Source organism: Nonomuraea jabiensis (assembly GCF_014204795.1).
Taxonomy (GTDB): domain Bacteria; phylum Actinomycetota; class Actinomycetes; order Streptosporangiales; family Streptosporangiaceae; genus Nonomuraea; species Nonomuraea jabiensis.
Genome location: NZ_JACHMB010000001.1, coordinates 8,222,490 through 8,241,741 on the forward strand (window position 1 = coordinate 8,222,490; position 19,252 = coordinate 8,241,741).

Here is a 19,252-nt window from a genome sequence, read left to right on the forward strand (position 1 = left end):
CCTCCGTTCACTACTACAACACCGAGGAGGAGACGGATCGCCTCGTCGAGGAGCTGGCCGGTTGACCTCCGCGCCGCACTCGTCGAGGCCGGGCGTCAGGCGGCGATCTCCGTCAGCGAACGGTCCCGGGTGCGGACGCCGAGGCGGATGATGCCGGCCGCGATCACGAGCAGGCCCACCATCACGAACGACGCCGGCCGTGCCCCGAAGCCCGTCAGGACGGGCAGCACCACGAGGGGCGCGACCGCGCCGCCCAGGTGGCCGACCCCGTCGGCGATGGCCGACGCCGTGCCCCGGGCCCGGGTGGGGAACACCTCCGCCGTGTAGGTGTAGGCGGGAGTGGCCATGAAGGCGATGCCGAACGAGCTGAACAGCGCCCCCACGGTCGCGACCGTCTCGCCCAGGTCGAGGGTGATGAGCAGCAGCGAGGCCGCGAACACCAGCGTGCCGATGATGACCATGGTGCGGCGTTCCATCCGCTCCACCAGGAGCACGGCGGCCAGGCTCGACACCAGCGGCATGGCGCGGGTGAGCACGCTGACCAGGACCGCGTCGGAGGTCGAGATGCCGATGCCTTCGAGGATGAGCGGCAGGTAGCTGGCGTAGCCGTACATGGCGATGTAGAAGGCGAACCAGAAGCCGAGCACGATGAGCATCCGGCTCTGGTACGGGGGCCGGAACAGGGCCCGGACCGGCAGCCTGTCGTCACTGACGGCGGCGGCTTCGGCGGTGTCGGGGACGACGGGGACGGTGCCGCCCGGGGGCAGGCCGACGCGGGACTCCATCCGGCGGACGATGCGGTCGGCCTCGGCGGAACGGCCCATCGCGACCAGCCAGCGCGGCGACTCCACCAGCGCCTTGTCGTTGATCAGCGGCAGCACCAGGAGCACCAGGCCGCCGAAGGCCAGCAGGTAGCGCCACCCGCCGGAGGAGGCGGCCAGAACCGGCAGCGACGCGAACCCGATCACCAGGAGCAGCACCGTGCCCACCATGTAGAGGCGTGACAGGTAGCCGCCGCGCTGGTGCTTGGGCGCCAGCTCGCCGATGTAGGCCGAGCAGAGCGCGAGCACCGCGCCCATGCCGCACCCGGTCAGGAACCGGAAGAACGTCAGGGACCACACGTCCCACGAGAACGCCGTGAGGAATCCGCCCAGTCCGAGCGCGGCGATGGTCAGCGCGAGGCCCTTCTGCCGGCCGTGCCGGTCGGCGACGTGCCCGAACGCGTACGCGCCGACGCAGTAGCCGACGAGGTTCCACGTGACCGGGTACCCCAGCTCGGCTCCTGCCAGCCCCAGCTCGTCCCGCATGGAGGGCAGGGTGATGGTGAGGACGGAGATGTCGTAGTTGGCGAAGAAGAAGCAGAGCATGAGCGCGAACCATGCGGCCCGGCTGAGCCCGACCTTCGCCATGGCGTCGATGCGGGCATCGATGGTGCCGGCCGACACGGACACGGGCGAGGGGGGTGTATGAGACATCGTGGCCTCCTAGGGGGTAGCGCAAAGGCACCGCTGCGGCACGGGCGGCGAACGCTTCACATCAGCGGGTGAAGGCGGTGAAAGCCCTCACATAGCGGTGTGCGTGGAACCGTAAGCAGGCCGCGCCGCCGGTGACCATTGCGCGTTCGCGCACGTGCACGTGCGCCGATCCGCAACGTGCCCCGCCCGCGGCGCCCCTCAGAGGGTCAGGCGGCGTCCGGCCCACTCCTGGCGTGCCACGTGGACGAGCTCCCGCACGACGTCGTCCTGCCGTACCCGGGACCGGTTCCAGGCCACGCCGAGCAGGAAGTCCAGGTCGTCGCGGAGGGGGACGACCGCGAAGGCCGGGTCGTCGTAGACCCGGGCGCTGCCGCCGTTGCGCGGGTCGATCGTCAGCGTGATCCCGCCGTCGCGGCGGATGCGGCTGGCCAGCATGACCGCGTCGTTGTCCGGCATTTGGTGGAACGAGGTGATGCCGGCGCTCTTCAACCGCTCGTGGAACAGGTTGACCGCCACCGGCTGGGGCGTGGGCGGGCCGACGGTCAAGGTGCGGTGCGCGAGGTCCGTCAAGGTCAGCTCGGAGGCGGTGGCCAGCGGGTCGTCGGCCCGCATCGCCGCCCAGAACAGGTAGCGGGCCACCACCAGGCTGTCGAGCCGGGGCCGGTCCAGCGGCAGGTGAACGAGGGCCGCGTCCAGCTCCCCGCGCTCCAGGGCCGGCAGCAGCTCGGCGGACGGCCCCACCGTCGCTTCGACCGTGTGGGCGGGGAGCGCCTGCCCGGCCAGCGCCAGGAAGCGATCCATCACCGCAGGCGGGCACAGGTGCGTGCCGCCCACGCGCACCACCCGGCGACCGGCCGCGTTTTTGACCACGTCCTTCAGGCCGTCGAGCTGCCGCAGGATGTCGCGCACCCGGTCCGCCAGGAGCGCGCCGCCGGCGGTGAGCTCGACCTGGTGGTAGCGGCGGACGAACAGGTCGACGCCCAGCTCCCGTTCGAGCTCCTTGACGGAGCGGCTGACCGGTGAGGGCGTCAGGTGCAGCCGCTCCGCGGCCCGGCCGAAATGGAGCTCCTCGGCGACCGCGAGGAAGCACCGAAGCTGCTGTACGTCCATGACCTGGAGTTTCGTGAGGGTCGATGCCGCACGTCAACCGCGCACGTTGCCGATCTGGACGCGTGCCACGTTGCCGAAACGGACGTTTTCAGACCGGAATCGGCCGTGGCAGTCTCACCTCAGGAACCTGTCCCCGGCGATCCGCGGGACAGCTCATGTCCGGCGTGCTCCGCACCCGCCCTTCACACGCAGTGGGGTGATTCACCATGCCCGCAACCGGGGACCTCCCCCTCGCCGGTCTCCGTGTCATCGACCTGGCCGACGGCAAGGCCGAGATGTGCGGCCGGTTCCTGGCCGACCTCGGAGCCGACGTCATCCGCGTCGAGCCGCCGGGCGGCGCGCCGACCCGCCGGCGGGAGCCGCTCCACGACGGGGTGAGCCTCTACTTCGCCACGCACAACGCCGGCAAGCGCGGCATCACGCTGGACCTGCACGACCCCGCCGGCCGCGACCGGCTCCTCGGCCTGGCCGCCGGGGCCGACTTCCTCATCGAGACCGAACGGCCCGGCACCCTCGACGGGCTCGGCCTCGGCGCGGACGCGCTGCTCGCGCGCAACCCCGCGCTCGTCGTCATCTCGATCACCGACTTCGGGCAGAGCGGCCCGTACCGGGACTGGGCCGGCACCGACTGGACGCACCTGGCGCTCGGCGGCGTGCTGTCGCGTTCCGGCATCCCCGGCCGCGAGCCGGTCGTGCCGCCGGGCCCGCTGGCGTACGAGTCGGCGGCCGTCCAGGCCGCGTGGGCGGGCCTGCTGGCGTACACGAACAGGCTCGAGACCGGACGCGGCGACCACGTCGACTGCTCGGTCTACGAGATGACCGCGCAAATCCTGGACCCGGGCTTCGGCATCGGCGGCTCGGCCACCGGCGGCGTGCCGGCCACGGAACTGCCGCGCGGCCGCCCCGACGCGGGCAGCCTCTACCCGATCTTCCCGTGCGCGGATGGATACGTACGGATCTGCGTGCTGGCCAAGCGGCAGTGGCGGGGGATGTTCGGCTGGCTGGGGGAGCCCGAGGAGTTCGCCGACCCCAAGTACGACACCCTCGCGGGCCGCTACGGCGCGACCGAGCGGCTGCACGCGTTGATCGGCGACCTGTTCCAGGACCGCACCAGGGACGAGCTCGTGGCCCAGGGCCAGGAGCGCGGCGTGCCGATCGCCTCGCTCCTCACCCCGGGGGAGGTGCTCGCCGGCCCGCATTTCCGCGCGCGGGGAGGACTGGTCGACGCCGAGATCGCGCCCGGCCTGACCGGCCGGCTGCCGTCCGGGTACGTCGAGCTGGACGGCGTACGGGCCGGATTCCGCGGCCGGGCCCCCGAGGTCGGCGAGCACAACGACGAGGTCTTCGCCGAGCCGCCGCCGCCCACCCCGCCGGCCACCCCGGCCCCGGCCGGAAGCGCGCCCCGGCGGCGGCCGCTCGACGGGCTCCGCGTGCTGGACCTGGGCGTCATCGTGGTCGGCGCGGAGCTCGGCCGGCTGCTCGCCGACCAGGGCGCCGAAGTCATCAAGATCGAGAGCCGGGCCTACCCCGACGGTAGCCGGCAGTCGCTGACCGGCGAGGCCATCAGCCCCGGCTTCGCCTGGGGCCACCGCAACAAGCTCAGCGCCGGCGTCAATCTCCGCTCGCCCGAAGGGCTGGAGCTCTTCAAACGGCTCGCCGCCACCTCCGACGTGATCCTGTCCAACTTCAAGCCCGGCACGCTGGAGTCGCTCGGGCTCGGCTACGACGTCATCAGCGAGCTGAACCCCCGGATCGTCATGGCCGACAGCAGCGCCCTCGGCCCCACCGGGCCGTGGAGCCGCCGCATGGGTTACGGCCCTCTCGTGCGCGCCTCCACCGGGCTGACCGGGCTCTGGCGTGACACGGGCGTCGAGGCGGGGTTCTGCGACGGCATCACCATCTATCCGGACCATCTCGCCGCCCGGGTCGGCGCCGTCGCCGTGCTGGCCGCGCTGATCCGGCGGCGGCGTACCGGGAAGGGCGGCACGGTCAGCGTCTCCCAGGCCGAGACCATTCTCACCCAGCTGTCCACGAGCCTGCTGCGCGAGTCGCTGGAGCCCGGCTCGTTCACCGCCCACGGCAACAGCGGCGAATGGGACGCGCCCCAGGGCCTCTACCCGTGCGCGGGCGACGACGAGTGGTGCGTGGTGAGCGTCGAGGGCGACGAGCAGTGGCGGAGCCTGTGCGCCGTCATCGGCCGCGCCGACCTGCTCGCCGACGCGCGGCTGGGCACCGCCGCGGGCCGCCGCGCGCACCGCGCGCTCGTCGACGCCGCCGTGACCGCGTGGACGTCGCACACCCCGCCCCGCGAGGCCATGGAACGGCTGCAGGCGGCGGGCGTGCCGGCCGGGGCGATGCAGCGGGTGATCGAATACCTCGACGATCCCCAGCTCGCCGCCCGCGGCTTCCTGCGCGAGATGCGCCACCCGCACATCGGGCACGCCATGCGGACCGAGAACGGCCCGGCGACCTTCGGCGGGGTGGCCGACCCCGAGCTGCGCCCGGCGCCGCTGGCGGGGGAGCACACCCGGACGGTGGCCACGAAGCTGCTGGGCCTCGCCGAACCGGAGATCCAGGCGCTCATCGAGGCGGGCGTACTGGAAGAACCAGCTGAAGGAGTTGACCATGGGTGAGCCCGCCGCGCTCGTCGAGCGCCGCGACCACACGATGCTGATCACGTTCAACCGGCCCGAGGCGCGCAACGCGGTGAACGCGGCCCTGACCCGCGCCGTCGGCGAGGCCCTGGACGAGGCCGACGCCGACCCCGGGATCCGGGCCGTGGTGCTGACCGGGGCCGGGGACAAGGCGTTCTGCGCCGGCGCCGACCTCAAGGAGGTGGCGCGCGGGGAGTTCTCCACCGAAGGGTTCGAGCCGCACTGGGGCTTCGCCGGCTGCGTCACGCATCCGATCGCCAAGCCGGTCATCGCCGCCGTCAACGGGTTCGCGCTCGGCGGCGGCACCGAGATCGCCCTGTGGGCCGACCTGGTGGTGGCGGCGGAGAGCGCCCGGTTCGGGCTTCCCGAGGTCAAGCGCGGCATCATCGCCGGCGCCGGCGGCGCGTTCCGGCTGGCCGCGCAGCTGCCGGCCAAGGTGGCCATGGAGATCCTCCTGACCGGCGAGCCCGTGACCGCCGCCGACGCCCTGCGGCTCGGCCTGGTCAACCGGGTCGTGCCGCAGGACCGGGTGGTGCCCGCCGCGCTCGCCCTGGCCGAGGTGATCAGCGCCAACGCGCCGCTCGCCGTACAGGCCAGCAAACGGATCGCGCGCGGCATCGCGGACGGCACGGTCGCCTCGGAGCGGGCCGCCTGGGAGCGGACCGCCGCCGAGGGCGCCGCGATCATGCGCTCGGCGGACGCGAAGGAGGGGCCGCGCGCCTTCGCCGAGAAGCGCGCCCCCGTCTGGGAGGGCCAGTGACCATGTCGATCAACAGGGCACCTGTCATCGCCGGTCTGGGCATCACCGAGATGGGCAAGGTCTACGGCAGGACCGCCCCCGAGTTCGCCGCCGAGGCCGTCCGGCTCGCCGCCGCCGACGCCGGGATCGACCCGCACGAGGTGGACGGCCTGCTGACCAACACCGGCCTCACCGGCGACGTCGGCCTGGGCCTCCAGCGCGACCTCGGGCTGCGGCACTTGCGGCTGCTGTCGGAGGTGCAGGCGTACGGCTCGTCGGCCGGGGCCATGGTCCAGTACGCCGCCATGGCCGTGATGTCCGGCATGGCCGACATCGTGGCCTGCGTCTTCGCCGACGCCCCGCTGAAGGACAAGTCGGCCGGCGGCGGCGCCGCCTACGCCGCCGCGGGCCGGCGGCCGACCGGCTGGCAGGGCCTGACCGCGGCCTCGGGCATCTACAGCGCCAACACCATGTACGCGCTGGCCGCCCGCAGGCACATGCAGAAGTACGGCACCACGAGCGAGCAACTCGGCCACATCGCCGTCGCCCAGCGCGCCTGGGCGGCCAGGAACCCGCTGGCCCAGCTGCGCGACCCGATCACCGTCGAGGACCACCAGAGCTCCAGGTGGATCGCCGAGCCGTTCCACCTGCTCGACTGCTGCCTGGTCAGCAACGGCGGCGTCGCGGTCCTGGTCACCTCCGCCGGCCGGGCCGCCGGCCTCGCCCAGCCCGCCGTCCACATCCGCGGCTGGGGCCAGGCGCACCCGGGCTACGTCATGGGCAGGGACAGCGAGTTCGGCCTGGTCAGCGGCGCGGCCCTGTCGGGCCCCACGGCGCTGAAGATGGCCGGGATCACGATCGCCGACATCGACGTGGCCGAGCTGTACGACTGCTACACCTACACCGCGCTCATCTCGCTGGAGGACTACGGCTTCTGCCCCAAGGGCGAGGGCGGGCCCTTCGTGGCCGGCGGCGTGCTCGGACCGGAGGGGAGCCTGGCCGTGAACACCGGCGGCGGCCAGCTCTCCTCCTACTACATGTGGGGCATGACCCCCCTGTCCGAAGCCGTCATCCAGGCCCGCGGCCAGGGCGGCGACCGCCAGGCCCCGCGCAACGACATGGTGCTGGTCAGCGGAAACGGCGGCATCCTCGACCACCACTCCACCCTGATCCTCAGCCCGCACGCCCGATAGGAGCACGCCGATGCCTGTGGGAATCGTCCACCGCGACGCGGCCACCGCCGAGTTCTTCGACGGCACCGCCCGCGGCGAACTGCTGATCCGCCGCTGCGGCGCCTGCGGCGCCCACTCCGCGCCGCAGGCGCGCACGTGCCCGCAGTGCGGCTCGCCCGAGCTGTCCTGGACGGCCGCGGCCGGCACGGGCCTGGTGGTGAGCTGGTCCGTGGTGCACGCCAAGGGCGGGCCGCCGTTCGTGGTCGGGATCGTCGAGCTGGACGAGGAGCCGTGGATCCAGGCCCAGATCGTCGGGGTCGCGCCCGAGGACGTGTACGGCGGCATGCGCGTACGCGTCGCCTTCGAGCGTCCCGAGGGGGGTGAGGCGGTCCCCGTGTTCCACCCGGCACCGTGAGCCCGGCAGCGTGAGCTTCGTGGGCCCAGGGGGGCCGATACCCTGGCCGGGTGGACATCCAGCAGCTCCGCTACTTCATGGTCGTGGCAGAAGAGCTCCACTTCGGCCGCGCCGCCGAGCGGCTGCACGTGACGTCCTCCCCGCTCAGCCGGCGCATCCGCGAGCTGGAGAAGGAGCTCGGCCACGACCTGTTCGACCGGCGCTACCACCAGGTCGAGCTGACCTCCTTCGGGCGGACGTTCCTCGATCCCGCCCGCGACGTCCTGGCCCGCTTCGACGCGCTGGCCGAGCTGGCCGCCGGGGCCGCCCCGCCGCCGGCGGTCGTGCGCATCGGGGCCACGCCGCTCGCCCCCACGCAGGTCCTGGACCTGGTCCTGGAGACGTTCGCGGAGGTCAGCCCGGGGACCGAGCTCCCGCTGACCCTGGAGCCGTCCGCGGGGCTGCTCGGCCTGCTGGCGGCGCGCAAGCTCGACATCGCCGTCGTCCACCTGCCCGTGGACGCCGGCGGCCTCGGCAGCCTCGCGCTCGCGGAGTACCGCTTCGCGGTCGCCATGCGCGCCGACGACCCCCTCGCCGGCCGTCCCCGGCTCACCCTCGCCGACCTCGCCGACCGGCAGATGCTGCTCACCTCCCACAAGGTGCATCCGCTGGTGATGAACGGGCTGCGCGACCACCTGCGCGCGGGCGGCGTCACCCGGATCCGCGAGCTGCCGCACAACGACGCGGTCCAGGTCGCCGCGCACGTCACGCATTCCAGAGCCCTGTCGCTGACCACGCTCAGCACCATCTCGGGCCGCATCTTCGGCGAGGCGGGCCTCGTCCTCGTGCCGCTGCACGACCCGGATCTCCACTTCCGGCTCGGCGTCGTCTGGTCCGCCAGCGCGGCGGCGCGCGGCGGCCCGATCGCGAAGGTCCTCGACGCGCTGCGCACGCGTCACGGCGACCCCCTCGTCATCCTCTGAGAGCGTTGCGGCGGTCAGGCGGAGAGCACGAACCCCGCATAGCCGTCCGCCGCGACCTGGTCGCATTTCTGCCGGTACGCGCCGACGCCCCCGACGTACGGCATGAACACCCGGGGCTTGCCCGGGATGTTGGCGCCCAGATACCAGGAGTCGGCCCGCGGGTAGAGCGTGTGGCCGGCGACCTCGTTGACGTGCTCCACCCAGGCGTCCTCGGCCGCCGGGTCGGCGTCGATGGTGGCGATGCCGCCGGCCCGCAGCCGCTCCACGCAGTCGGCGATCCACTCGACGTGCTGCTCGATGGAGACCATCATGTTGCTGAGCACCGACGGGCTGCCGGGCCCGGTGATGGTGAACAGGTTGGGGAAGCCCGCCGTCATCAGCCCCAGGTACGTGCGCGGCCCGGCCGCCCACTTGCGCCGCAGCGACAGGCCGCCCTTGCCGGTGATGTCGATGCCGAGCAGCGGGCCGGTCATGGCGTCGTAGCCGGTGGCGTACACGATCATGTCGGCGGCGTACTCGGCGTCGGCGGTGCGCACGCCGGTCGGGGTGATCTCCTCGATCGGCGCGGTACGCACGTCGACCAGGGTCACGTTGGGCCGGTTGTAGGTGGCGTAATAGCCGGTGTCGATGCAGATCCGCTTGGTGCCGATGGGATGGTCCTTGGGCGCCAGCAGCTCGGCCACCCGCGGATCCGTGACGATCTCGCGGATCTTCCCGCGGACGAACTCGGCGCTGATCTCGTTGGCCGCCGGATCGATCGCGGTGTCGCCGTAGGCGCCGAGGAAGCTCACGCCGCCCTTGGCCCAGCGGGCCTCGAACTCCCGCAGCCGCTCCTCCTCCGTCGCCTCCAGCGCCGAGGCGGTGTTGGAGGTGCCCATGACGCCGGCGGGGGAGGTGCGCATGCCGGCGCGGAGCTCGGCGTAGTTGGCCTTCACCCACTGCGCGTACTCCGGGTCCATGGGCCGGTTCCAGGCGGGCAGGCTGTAGTTGGCGGTGCGCTGGAACACCGTCACGTGCTCCGCCCGCTCGGCGATCACCGGGATGGCCTGGATGCCGGAGGAGCCGGTGCCGATGACGGCGACCCGCCGCCCGGTGAAGTCCACGCCCTCGTGCGGCCACCGCCCGGTGTGGTGGCTGGGCCCCCGGAAGGAGCCGGCGCCGGGGAAGTCGGGTATCCGGGCCGCCGACAGGCAGCCCACGGCGGTGATGAGGTACGTCGCCGACACGTGGTCGCCGCGGTCGGTCTCCACGCGCCACAGGTTCGCGCTCTCGTCGTAGGCGGCGCGGGTCACCCGGGTCTCGAACCGGATGTCGCGGCGCAGGTCGAAGCGGTCGGCGACGTGGTTGGCGTACAGCAGGATCTCCGGCTGGGACGGGTAGCGCTCGCTCCACTCCCACTCCTGCTGGAGCTCCTCGTCGAAGGAGTAGGAGTACTGCATGCTCTCGACGTCGCAGCGGGCGCCCGGATAGCGGTTCCAGTACCAGGTGCCGCCGACGCCGTCGCCGGTCTCGAAGACGCGGACGGTCAGGCCCAGGCCGCGCAGCCGGTGCAGCATGTACATGCCGGCGAAGCCCGCGCCCACGACGACGGCGTCGTACCTCGTCGCAGGCTCCAGCGCGTCTCCGCCTGCCTCGCTCATCTGCTCGAGGAACCGGGTGGTCGCGTCGTCAAGGGGCATGGGTGGTCACCTCACCGGGGGCCATGGAGTGATCCGCATCACTCTGACTCAAGCACCCCAACGCCACCAGGTCCACGTTCTGTCCCCGCCGGGCGGTAGCCGAGGCGGCCGCGGGTCGCGACGAGGACCACGATCGCCGCCGTGGTGCCCGCGAGCAGGGTCACTCGGCTCGCCTGCTCGGCGGTGGCGATCGACGGGAACATGTCCGAGTAGGCGAGTGACATGAAGTTGTTGACGCTGACGTGCAGCAGCATGACCAGGGGCAGGCTCTGGCCGGTCCGGTTGAACACCCAGGTGACGACCACGCTGAAGACGCAGGCGAAGGCGATGAACTCGCCGACTCTCAGCCAGGTGACGTTCGGCCACCCGCCCCACTCGCTCAGGAACAGCGGCAGGTGCCAGACGCCCCACAGCGGGCCGAGGACGAGGGTGCCGCCCAGCGGGCCGAACGCGCGCTGCAGGCGGGGGAGGGCGAAGTCACGCCAGCCGGGCTCTTCCGCCAGACCGGTGGTGACCATCTGGATCAGCAGCCCCGGCACGTAGGCCGCCAGTACGGCGACCGGCGGCAGGTGGAGGTCCTCGTCGGACACCGCGACGGCGGCGACGGTGATGGCGGCCGGTACGCCGAGGGCGGCCACGGCGTACCAGACCCAGTTGACCCGCCACTTGGTCATCCGCCCGATCCACCGGCGGACCCCTTGCCTGCCGTCCGCGGCCGCGGTCACGATGAACGCGCCGAAGATGGGGCCGAGATAGGCGCCGGGCAGGACGCCGGCGAACTGCGTGGTCCCGAGGAGGGAGGGGAAGCTGAAGTCCCAGACCCCCAGGCCGTTCGCCGAGAGGATGTAGGGCGTCCAGGCGAGCCAGCTCATCAGGTTGGCCAGGACGAAGAAGCTGATCAGCGGGCGGCGGCCGATGAGGCCTCGAAGTCCGCTCCGGCCCGGATGCTGCTCGGCCCCCGGCCGGCTGTCGACTGCCATTTCGTTGCTCCTTGGCGGAGTGCTTGATTGACAGCGATCAGCACACCAGCCGCGACCCCTTCCGGTCGTTCCCGCCTGCGGCCCAATGAAGGTACAGCCAGGGGTACCACAGGTGATCTACGTGGTGGCCAGCTCCCGGGCGTAATCGCGGGGCCGGTCCCGCAGGTCGAGCAGGCGCCGGTGCATCCGCGCGAGCGGTTCCAGCGAGAAGCCGGTGTCCCGCCACGTCTCGAACGTGATGCCGATCCCCATGTCAACGCAGAACCGCACGTTGCGATCCTCGTGCTCGCCGTACCCCTCCAGGCCGATGATCGGCGTCGCCGCGGTGAACGCGTCGAGGATCGTGCCTCCGCCCAGCTTGGCCATGACCGCCACGGCGTGCCTGGTCAGGTCGAGTGCCTGGTGGTGGTCCTCGGCCTGCTCGTACACGGGGGGCGCGGCGGCGACGATCTCGCCGAAGGGCGGGAAGCCGTCGTCGTGCCAGGGGTTCCAGGAGGGGTCCATCATGAAGCGGCGCGAGCCGGGAGCCAGGTCGGGGGCCTCGCCGGCGTCGCGTACCACGAGGTCGAGCGGCAGCTCCGCGGCGCTCAGCTCCGCGGCCCGCTCCAGGTACGTGCCCATCGACCAGCCGCCGCCGTGCGCCAGGACGCGCCTGTCGCGATCCTCCCAGCGCAGCGGCGGCTCGGTGGTGGCCCTGATCGTCCAGGGGATGTCGTTGCCGGCGGAGTCGAACAGCCACACCTCCCGATGCCTGTCCAGCGACCCGGCCCGGCGGGCGAAGGACGGCGAGTTGGCCGAGTCGGCGTGGCACACGTCGACGGGCACCGCGCCGAACTCCTCCGCGTAACGCTCCACGACGGGCAGCCAGAGGCCGCTGAAGACGACGAAACGGCGGACCTCGTCGTCATGCCAGCGCTTCTTCACCGCTTCGATCAGCATCGGGTCGAAGGCGTCCGACAGGTTGCGGAAAAGGCGCTGGCCGACCCGGGCGAGACGGAAGTCGCGCTGGTACGCCTCCTTGCTGGCGGAGATCCTGTCGCGCCGTTCGGGCTGCCAGAACGCCTCCGCCAGGAAGACCTCGCCGGCCGCCCCGAGCTCCTTGAGCCGTCGCCTGAGCAGCAGGCCGGTGACGTGGGCGCCCAGCCCCGGGCCGCCGGTCAGGATCGCGATCATGCCAGGGCGTTGACGTGCGACAGGACGAAACCGCAGAAGGCGCGGATGGAGTACAGCCCCTCGATGTCCAGCCGGTCGAAGTCGAGCTCCACGTCGAACCTCTCCTCGACCATGAACAGGAAGTTGATCAACTGGATGGAGTCCATGCCCAGCTCGCGGATGATGTCCGCGTCGTCGCCGAGCTCCTCCGCGGCCCGGCCGTCGCCCAGGGCCTCGGCCAGCATCGACTTGATCTGCGGCAGGAGGTCGTCCATCTCGTTCACACTCCGTTCTCGTAGAGCGATGAGCACTTGGAGCAGACGGGCATCAGGCCCGTCGCGCGCAGAGTGGTGCGCACCCGGCGGAAGGCGGGGCTGTGCCAGACCTCCGCCAGCGTCCCGTCCCTGATGTCCCCGACGATGAACTCGGGGAAGAACTTGCACGAGCTGACCTTGCCGTCGGCGTGCACCTCCAACCGGCTGGAGACCGCCAGGCAGGTGGACTTGCCCGCGACCAGCCGGCTGCGGCCGAGGGCGAAGTCGGTGACGTCGTCGAGCGTCACCTCGGGCGTGTAGCGGATCCAGGGCCGCCACACGCGTCCGGCGAGCCTCCTCATCGACTCCCGCAGGACGGGGATGTTCTCCGGTTCGAGGTGGTAGGTGTAGGAGTGCCAGGTGGCCTGGCCGGGCGGGGGCGGCGGGTTGAGCCAGGCGAAGTCGCGCGCGTACACCTCGTCCATGCGCGCGGCGGCCTCGGGAGTGATCCACCAGGGCAGCTGGAAGAAGACCGAGTGGAGCTCGAGCTCCTCGGCCCACTCCATGAACTCGTACAGGCGGCCTACCGTCGCGTTGCTGACCATGGAGTTGACGGTGACCTCGCCCTGATACTCCCCGCGCCTGCGCAGGTCGAGCAGGGTCTTGAGGTTGCGTTCCGTCCTGGAGAACGACCTCGGCCCGCGCAGCGCCTCGTGGTCGGCTTCGAGCCCGTCGAGGCTGACCGTCAGGTTGAGGTTGCTGCCGAGCTTGAGCAGGTGCTCCAGGTTGCGCTCGATGAGCAGGCCGTTCGTGCAGATGTTGACCTTGCGCGGGTAGCGGAGCAGGAGCTCGACCAGTTCGGGCAGGCGGCGGTACATCAGCGGCTCGCCGCCCCACAGCCAGGTCTTGGGCCTGGTCTCGTCCGTCTCGCGGAGCAGCCGTTCGAGCACCTCGATGTCCAGCTCGGAGGTGACCCGGTCCCTGCTGTAGTCGCGCAGGAAACCCTGGTCGTTCCACTGGAAACAGTGGTCGCAGCGCAGGTTGCAGGAGTAGGTGAGCTGCAGGCTGAGCTCGCCGGGCAGGTCGGTGGCGTAGCCGGGATCGGCTCCGACCCCTCTCTTGGTCCGCGACCGCACCGTGAGCTTGCGCCGGACGTCGGCGAACTCGGTCGGGGTCAGTGTCCTGCTGGATCGATTCTCCGTCAGCTTTCTTTCCACCTTGCTCATCTCCCTGCGCGGTTCAGCGGATCAGCTGTTCGAGGAGCCCTTTCACGATGCGGTCATGGCGGTCGGCGTCATCGAATCCCCGGGGCTTCTCCTCGATGATCATGATCAGGTAGAGGTAGGTCCGGTAGAGGGCGAGCCGGGTGAGCGCGCCCCCGGTGAGCTCCAGGCGCCCGCCGGCCTGCCGGTAGCCCCGCAGCAGGTCCGGGTCGTGCTCGGCTCTGCCGTACACGTCGAGGGAGACGAAGTCGGCCAGCGGATCCCCCCAGAACGCGCGTTCGTGGTCGATCAGCGCCGCGATGCGCGGCGGCCGGCGGTCGAGGTCCAGCAGGATGTTGCCGGGCCACAGATCGAAGTGGACCAGGGCGGGCTCGGTGACCTCGTCGAGCGCGCCGGCGCCGGCCCGTACGGCACGCGCGATCTCGCCGGCCGGCCAGGGCAGGTCGGCGTCGAACCGGACGGCGTCGGCGAGGAGGCCGTCGACCATGGCCAGGAAGGCCTCCTTCCAGGTGGCGGCCCTCATCCCGGGCAGGTGCGGGTAGCCGAACTCGGTCCCCTTGATGCGATGCAGGGCGGCGACGTACTGCCCGAGCGTGGCGCGCAGCTGCCGGGACTCCTCCTCGGCCAGCCGTTCGGCCGCCTCCGACCAGGGGATTCCCTCGACCGCGGTCATGATCAGGTGCGGTACGGGGCCGTCGAGGCAGGCGTGGAGCAACCGGGGCTGCGGCACGCCGGTCCCCTCGGCGAGGGGGTAGAACAGCGCCTCCGTCCGGATGATGTCCCGCTCGTAGGCGAGGAGCGCGGCGTCGGCGGGAGGGCTCAGCTTGAGGACCACCTCGCAGCCGTCGTCCAGCCGGACGCGCCACAGCGCGGCGAACGTGCCCGCGCCCAGCTCCCGCGCGGCGACGGCGCGGCGCCCGAGCGCGCGGTGGACGAGCCCGTTGACCTCGGCCTCGGGCAGGCGCCTCTTGGTGTGCGCGTCCATCACTGATCACCGCTGTCCAGCAGCTTGCCCAGCTGGTCCAGGCTCCCGAGGACCGCGGACGTCTCCAGGCCGAAGTCGATGAGGCAGGCGATCTCGTCCACGCCGATCGCCGCCAGCCGGCGGACGCGTTCCGCCGCGACGTCCAGCTCGCCCAGCAGGCCCGCCTCGTCGAAGAACCGTTTGACGGCTCTGCGCGTCATGAACTCGACGCCCTTGCGCCCCAGCGCGGCGGGGTCGACGTCGCGCGCCGAACCCGCGCTCGAACCGAGGTGCAGGCCGACCGAGCTGCGGACGTACGCCGTCAGCGCCTCCCGCACCGCGTCGGTCACCGGCCCGAGGTGGGTGTGCAGCATCACCACGACGTCGCCGGGCCGGCCGGCGAGCCCCGCACGGTATTCCTTGATCTTGAGTGCCAGCTCGTCCACGCTCTGGCTGAGCAGGTTGGTCAGGACGCCGACGCCGAGAGCGCCCGCCGTACGGAACGTCTCGACGCTGCCGGAGCTCGTCAGCCAGACCGGGAGCTCCGGCTGGACGGGCGGCGGGAAGATGCGGACCGCTTGCTCCTCGCCCACCCCGGTGACGACGCTCACCTCCTCCCCCCGCCACAGCCGGCGGACCTGTTCCAGCGTCTCGACGGTGAGGCGGGTCCTGTCGGCGTACCCGCCGGGGTTGAAGGCGAAGTCCACCGCGTGCCACCCGGAGGCGAAGGACACGCCCACCCGCCCGCCGGACAGGTTGTCGACCACGGCCCAGTCCTCGGCGATGCGGATCGGGTGATGCAGCGGGGCGACCACGCTGCCGGCGCGCACGGCCACGCGTTCGGTGACCGCGGCGACGGCCGCGCCGGTCACCGCGGAGTTCGGATAGAGCCCGCCGAAGGCGTGGAAGTGGCGCTCCGGCGTCCACACGGCCGTGAATCCGTGCGCGTCCGCGTAGCGTGCCCCCTCCAGGAGCAGCTCGTATCGGTCGGCGGAAGGCTGCGTGCTGTCGTCGGCGAAGTAGAACAGGCTAAAACGCATCGGCTCTTTCTCTTCCGCGGGGCTTGTCCGGAGGCTGGGGCAGCCGGGGGCGGTCGACCTTCCCGCTCAAGGTCCGTGGCAGCTCGTCGAGCCAGACGAACACGGCGGGAATGACGCCGGGCGGGAGCTGCTCGCGCAGATGGCTCAGCACCTGCTGCTCGTGGTGGCCGTCCTCGGCGACCACGTACGCGCAGAGCTTCTCACCCGCGAGGACGACGTGGGCGTCGTGGACCCCGGGGGCGCGCATGAGCACGTTCGCCACGTCGTCGAGCTCGACGCGCACGCCGTTCACCTTGACCTGCCGGTCGCGTCTGCCCAGGAGCTCCAGGGAGCCGTCCGGCCGGAACCGCCCGAGGTCGCCCGTCCGGAACCGGTGCGGATCGGCCGGGTCGAAGCCGCCCTGCCGTTCCCCGAGGTAGCCGTGGAGCGGGAACGGCGTGCGCAGTTCGACCTCGCCCGACTCCAGGAGCCGCACCGCCACATCCGGGAGCGGCCGGCCAACGGGGACCGAGTCCGCGGTCGCGTCCGCGGCGGTGATGCGGTGGAAGAGCTTGGTCATCGTGGTCTCGGTGGGGCCGTAGAGGTTGATCAGCTCCTTCTCCGTCCCGAAGAGCTCCTGCCAGGAGCGGACGTCGGAGGGGCGTACCGGCTCTCCTGCCAGCAGGACGGTACGCAGCTCCGGCAGCGAGCCGGGGGTCAGGCCCGCCGCCCGGAGAGTGCGGAACACCGTGGGAACGCAGTGGAGGATCTGGACGCGGTTGGCCTCCAGCCAGCGGGCGAGCCCCTGGCCACTGCGGGCGCTGTGCGGGGCCACGACCATCGTCCCGCCCGAGCACAGCGGGACGAAGGCGTCGCGCAGGAAGGCGTCGAACCCGGCGGAGGTGAGCGAGGAGACGCGCGTCCCCCTGCCCGCGCCCAAGAGGTCGATCTCCCAGGTGACGAAGTGCGTGATCGCCGGGAGGCTGCCTATGACCCCCTTCGGCCGGCCCGTGGTTCCCGAGGTGAAATAGACGTAGCCGGGGCCGTCCGGCTCGCCGCGGTGCCATCGTGCCGGATCCACCGCGTGGTCCTGTACGTCCCGGGCGTCCAGGGTCCGGAACCCCTCCCTGCCGGTTGCGGCCAGGACCGGCGCTCCGGCCCGGTCGACGACGACGGCTCCCGGCCGCAGGTCGTCGATGGCCATGGCCAGCCGCGCGGGCGGCGTCCGTACGTCCACCGGGGCGAACACGCGGCCGCAGGCCATGGCCGCGAGCATCGCGGCGACGGTCTCCACCGGATCGGCGCACACGATGAGCACGGGATCGCCGCCCGGGACGGCATCGAGTTCCGCCAGGTGTCCCGATGCCCGGGTGGCGAGGTCGTGGTAGGTGGCGACCCGGTTCCTGCCGTGGATCGCGACGTCTCCGGGGTGGGCCTGTACGTGGCGCATCCACCGGGCGGCGACGCCGGTCATGCCGGGTGTCCCGTCGTACGGCCCGAGCCCTCCGCCACCACGGGCCGGCTCAGCCAGGCGTCCAGGTCGGTCACGTCGTCCGGGGCGTGATCGCAGAGCACGTAGCGGCGGGGCGTCATTGCGGTGGGCCGGTGGCGCAGGCCCTCCATGCAGAGCGTGTGCGCCTCCTCGGCGGATCGGACCCGCGGGCCCCGGGCGAGGAAGGCCACCAGCGGCTCGCCCCGGACCTCGGGGAAGACCCGGGCGGGCAGTGGCGCGAGCACCTCGTCCAGCAGCCGCTGCACGTCGCCGACCTGGATCCAGCACGAGTCGACCAGCAGCCAGTCGCCGTCCCGTGGGAGCGGGTCCAGCCCGGTGACCTCGTCCATCCGCGGGCGGCTCAGATCCTCCGACGCCGCCGACAGGAGGAGGTTCTCGATCGCCAGCAGGATCCGTTCGAGCTCGTCCCTGGGGACCCGGTCCAGGTGACCGGTCCACAGCCGCAGGCGGAGCGTCTCCTCCGCGGCGAACAGGTCGAACCTGAGCATGACGTCGGTCTCCACCATCGGTGTCCAGGTCAGAGCGGTCCCGGCCTGGGCTTCCTGCGGTGGGGAGTCGATCCGGCCCACCACGAGATTGTTGAACAAGGGCTCGAAGCAGAAGCGGACACCTCGCCGATGCTCGGCCTGTGCGGCGAGGCGCGAGCGTTTCTCGACGTCGTAGATCCCGTGCCTGCCCGCCTTCACGGTCGCCAGCCAGGCCTGGTGGACACAGCTGTCGAAACTCATGTCCGCCAGGTCGACGCGCATGGGGGCCGACTGCACGAGGGTCCCGAGGTAGTCCGCCGACCGGCTGTCGTACCGGTTGCTGGAGAGCGTCAGGAAGTCACCGGCGCTCTGGCCGGTGCGCTGGGAGAGCACGATGCAGATCGCGGCCAGGACGATCGCCGGGCGGCCGGATCCGGTGCGCGCCTCTATCGTGGCCAGGGCCGCCGCCGCGGCCGGCGAGCACAGCTCGGCGGCGACCGAGTCGCGCGGCGCGCCCGTGGAGGCGGCCGTGTAGAGGTGGTGCGGCGCCCGGTTCAGCACGCTCTCCCACAGCGTCAGAGCGCTCGCCGTACGGCGTGCCAGCGGCGCACGCCGCTCGGCCCGGGCCTGGTCCAGCGGCTGATGGCGGGCCTGCCCGACCTCGCGGTCCGCGGGGTGCCGCACCAGGTGCGCGAACTCGCGGCCGAAGACGGCCAGGCCGAGGAAGTCCGCGGTCAGGTGGGAGAGGTCCATGACGCCGGCGAGGACCTTGCCGCCGCGCGTGGCCAGGGCGACGCGCAGCGGATGCGTCTTGGCACTGTACGGCGGGCGCGTGTCCAGGAGGTGCCCGAGCTCCGCCGCCTCGACCGGCCGTGTGCCGGCCTCGAAGCGGTGGATGACCAGCTCGCCTGCCGCGGCGACCCGCTGGGCCGGGGGAGGGCCGGACACGTAGGTGGAGCGCAGCCCTTCATGGCGGGCCAGCAGAACGGCGAAGGTCTCGGTGACGTCGTCCAGATCGGCGCCCTCGGGCAGCTCCAGCGCCCACCGCATCCAGCCGTGCGAGTCGGGGAAGGCGTCCAGCCAGCGGAGGATGTTGAGCTGGCCGAGGGTCAGGGGCCCGTCACCGGCGCGATCGCCCTGGAAGGGAACGACGATCGGTTCGCACTCCGTCAGCGTGAGCTCGTGAGCGAGCGCGGTGGAGACGTTCGGCATCGATGCAGATCACCCTCGCAGACACGTGCTTCGCGCAGACCGAAGGACCTTACTCACCTGCATTCAGCCCATCGCAGAGCCCAAGCTGCCGAAAGTTTTCGGACCGCCCCCGATAAGCTAGCGGGAGCGTATGTGAGCACTTTCTGATCGTCAAGAGCCGTGTTATGCGCGGATCTCGGCGTTGAGCGGGCGCCTGCCGCAGGAGAAAGCTCCATTGACCGATCCGCAGAACCGGACATACGCTGCGCAAGATTTCGCGAGG

Annotated in this window: 16 protein-coding genes; 5 read left to right on the top strand and 11 right to left on the bottom strand. The window is 71.9% G+C overall.

The annotated features are described in order from the left end of the window. Window positions 1-95: 95 nt before the first annotated feature. Together HD596_RS37515 and HD596_RS37520 are read right to left on the bottom strand one after the other, a co-directional pair. Window positions 96-1,475, bottom strand: coding sequence for an MFS transporter (locus tag HD596_RS37515; protein WP_185074218.1), 1,380 nt, complete (start codon window positions 1,473-1,475; stop codon window positions 96-98). 198 nt (window positions 1,476-1,673) lie between these two features. After that, window positions 1,674-2,585 (bottom strand): LysR family transcriptional regulator, encoded by a 912-nt coding sequence (locus HD596_RS37520; RefSeq protein ID WP_185074219.1) that lies wholly within the window; start codon window positions 2,583-2,585, stop codon window positions 1,674-1,676. A 206-nt stretch (window positions 2,586-2,791) separates the two neighbouring features. Here HD596_RS37520 and HD596_RS37525 point away from each other — a divergent pair, with 206 nt between their 5' ends. Genes HD596_RS37525 through HD596_RS37545 form a run of 5 tightly spaced genes read left to right on the top strand, consistent with a single transcriptional unit; the run spans window position 2,792 to window position 8,527 of the window. Continuing rightward, window positions 2,792-5,218, top strand: coding sequence for a CaiB/BaiF CoA transferase family protein (locus tag HD596_RS37525; protein ID WP_185074220.1), 2,427 nt, complete (start codon window positions 2,792-2,794; stop codon window positions 5,216-5,218). Beyond that, window positions 5,211-5,999: a crotonase/enoyl-CoA hydratase family protein gene (locus HD596_RS37530; protein WP_185074221.1), complete on the top strand. Its 789-nt coding sequence runs from the start codon at window positions 5,211-5,213 to the stop codon at window positions 5,997-5,999. The genes HD596_RS37525 and HD596_RS37530 overlap by 8 nt, the downstream gene beginning before the upstream one ends. A gap of 2 nt (window positions 6,000-6,001) precedes the next feature. Further along, window positions 6,002-7,171, top strand: a complete 1,170-nt coding sequence (locus HD596_RS37535; RefSeq protein WP_185074222.1) for a thiolase family protein — start codon at window positions 6,002-6,004, stop codon at window positions 7,169-7,171. Window positions 7,172-7,181: 10 nt separating this feature from the next. Next, the gene (locus HD596_RS37540) at window positions 7,182-7,565 is read left to right on the top strand and encodes a Zn-ribbon domain-containing OB-fold protein (RefSeq protein WP_185074223.1); all 384 of its coding nucleotides are present in this window, start codon (window positions 7,182-7,184) and stop codon (window positions 7,563-7,565) included. A 50-nt stretch (window positions 7,566-7,615) separates the two neighbouring features. Next, on the top strand, window positions 7,616-8,527 hold the full coding sequence (locus HD596_RS37545; protein WP_185074224.1) for a LysR family transcriptional regulator: 912 nt from the start codon (window positions 7,616-7,618) through the stop codon (window positions 8,525-8,527). Window positions 8,528-8,541: 14 nt separating this feature from the next. Here HD596_RS37545 and HD596_RS37550 read toward each other — a convergent pair whose 3' ends face one another. From HD596_RS37550 to HD596_RS37590, 9 genes are all read right to left on the bottom strand, one after another. Further along, window positions 8,542-10,206 carry a flavin-containing monooxygenase gene (locus HD596_RS37550; protein WP_313045862.1) on the bottom strand — a complete coding sequence of 555 codons (1,665 nt, stop codon included), beginning with the start codon at window positions 10,204-10,206 and terminating at the stop codon, window positions 8,542-8,544. Window positions 10,207-10,244: 38 nt separating this feature from the next. Then, entirely contained in the window at window positions 10,245-11,186 is a 942-nt protein-coding gene (locus HD596_RS37555) for a CPBP family intramembrane glutamic endopeptidase (protein WP_185074225.1), read from the bottom strand. 117 nt (window positions 11,187-11,303) lie between these two features. Next, window positions 11,304-12,359 carry a hypothetical protein gene (locus tag HD596_RS37560; RefSeq protein WP_185074226.1) on the bottom strand — a complete coding sequence of 352 codons (1,056 nt, stop codon included), beginning with the start codon at window positions 12,357-12,359 and terminating at the stop codon, window positions 11,304-11,306. After that, window positions 12,356-12,613, bottom strand: a complete 258-nt coding sequence (locus HD596_RS37565; RefSeq protein WP_185074227.1) for an acyl carrier protein — start codon at window positions 12,611-12,613, stop codon at window positions 12,356-12,358. Before HD596_RS37565 ends, HD596_RS37560 begins: the two co-directional genes overlap by 4 nt. A 5-nt stretch (window positions 12,614-12,618) precedes the next feature. After that, window positions 12,619-13,809, bottom strand: coding sequence for a radical SAM protein (locus HD596_RS37570; RefSeq protein WP_221519685.1), 1,191 nt, complete (start codon window positions 13,807-13,809; stop codon window positions 12,619-12,621). A 22-nt stretch (window positions 13,810-13,831) separates the two neighbouring features. Then, a complete protein-coding gene (locus HD596_RS37575; protein WP_185074228.1) occupies window positions 13,832-14,800 on the bottom strand; it encodes a phosphotransferase family protein in 969 nt (322 codons plus the stop codon). Further along, window positions 14,800-15,819: a MupA/Atu3671 family FMN-dependent luciferase-like monooxygenase gene (locus HD596_RS37580; protein ID WP_185074229.1), complete on the bottom strand. Its 1,020-nt coding sequence runs from the start codon at window positions 15,817-15,819 to the stop codon at window positions 14,800-14,802. The genes HD596_RS37575 and HD596_RS37580 overlap by 1 nt, the downstream gene beginning before the upstream one ends. Continuing rightward, complete coding sequence (locus HD596_RS37585) at window positions 15,809-17,272, bottom strand: AMP-binding protein (protein ID WP_185074230.1); 1,464 nt, start codon at window positions 17,270-17,272, stop codon at window positions 15,809-15,811. Before HD596_RS37585 ends, HD596_RS37580 begins: the two co-directional genes overlap by 11 nt. Further along, window positions 17,269-18,990 (bottom strand): condensation domain-containing protein, encoded by a 1,722-nt coding sequence (locus tag HD596_RS37590; protein WP_185074231.1) that lies wholly within the window; start codon window positions 18,988-18,990, stop codon window positions 17,269-17,271. The genes HD596_RS37585 and HD596_RS37590 overlap by 4 nt, the downstream gene beginning before the upstream one ends. Between the last annotated feature and the right edge of the window lie 262 nt (window positions 18,991-19,252).

Excerpts from the sequence above, each read along its gene's own strand:
- HD596_RS37520 (WP_185074219.1), bottom strand. The coding sequence starts at position 2,585 with ATGGACGTACAGCAGCTTCGGTGCTTCCTCGCGGTCGCCGAGGAGCTC.
- HD596_RS37525 (WP_185074220.1), top strand. The coding sequence starts at position 2,792 with ATGCCCGCAACCGGGGACCTCCCCCTCGCCGGTCTCCGTGTCATCGAC.
- HD596_RS37550 (WP_313045862.1), bottom strand. The coding sequence starts at position 10,206 with ATGCCCCTTGACGACGCGACCACCCGGTTCCTCGAGCAGATGAGCGAG.
- HD596_RS37565 (WP_185074227.1), bottom strand. The coding sequence starts at position 12,613 with ATGGACGACCTCCTGCCGCAGATCAAGTCGATGCTGGCCGAGGCCCTG.
- HD596_RS37585 (WP_185074230.1), bottom strand. The coding sequence starts at position 17,272 with ATGACCGGCGTCGCCGCCCGGTGGATGCGCCACGTACAGGCCCACCCC.
- HD596_RS37575 (WP_185074228.1), bottom strand. The coding sequence starts at position 14,800 with ATGGACGCGCACACCAAGAGGCGCCTGCCCGAGGCCGAGGTCAACGGG.
- HD596_RS37540 (WP_185074223.1), top strand. The coding sequence starts at position 7,182 with ATGCCTGTGGGAATCGTCCACCGCGACGCGGCCACCGCCGAGTTCTTC.
- HD596_RS37580 (WP_185074229.1), bottom strand. The coding sequence starts at position 15,819 with ATGCGTTTTAGCCTGTTCTACTTCGCCGACGACAGCACGCAGCCTTCC.
- HD596_RS37590 (WP_185074231.1), bottom strand. The coding sequence starts at position 18,990 with ATGCCGAACGTCTCCACCGCGCTCGCTCACGAGCTCACGCTGACGGAG.
- HD596_RS37530 (WP_185074221.1), top strand. The coding sequence starts at position 5,211 with ATGGGTGAGCCCGCCGCGCTCGTCGAGCGCCGCGACCACACGATGCTG.
- HD596_RS37560 (WP_185074226.1), bottom strand. The coding sequence starts at position 12,359 with ATGATCGCGATCCTGACCGGCGGCCCGGGGCTGGGCGCCCACGTCACC.
- HD596_RS37515 (WP_185074218.1), bottom strand. The coding sequence starts at position 1,475 with ATGTCTCATACACCCCCCTCGCCCGTGTCCGTGTCGGCCGGCACCATC.
- HD596_RS37555 (WP_185074225.1), bottom strand. The coding sequence starts at position 11,186 with ATGGCAGTCGACAGCCGGCCGGGGGCCGAGCAGCATCCGGGCCGGAGC.
- HD596_RS37535 (WP_185074222.1), top strand. The coding sequence starts at position 6,002 with ATGTCGATCAACAGGGCACCTGTCATCGCCGGTCTGGGCATCACCGAG.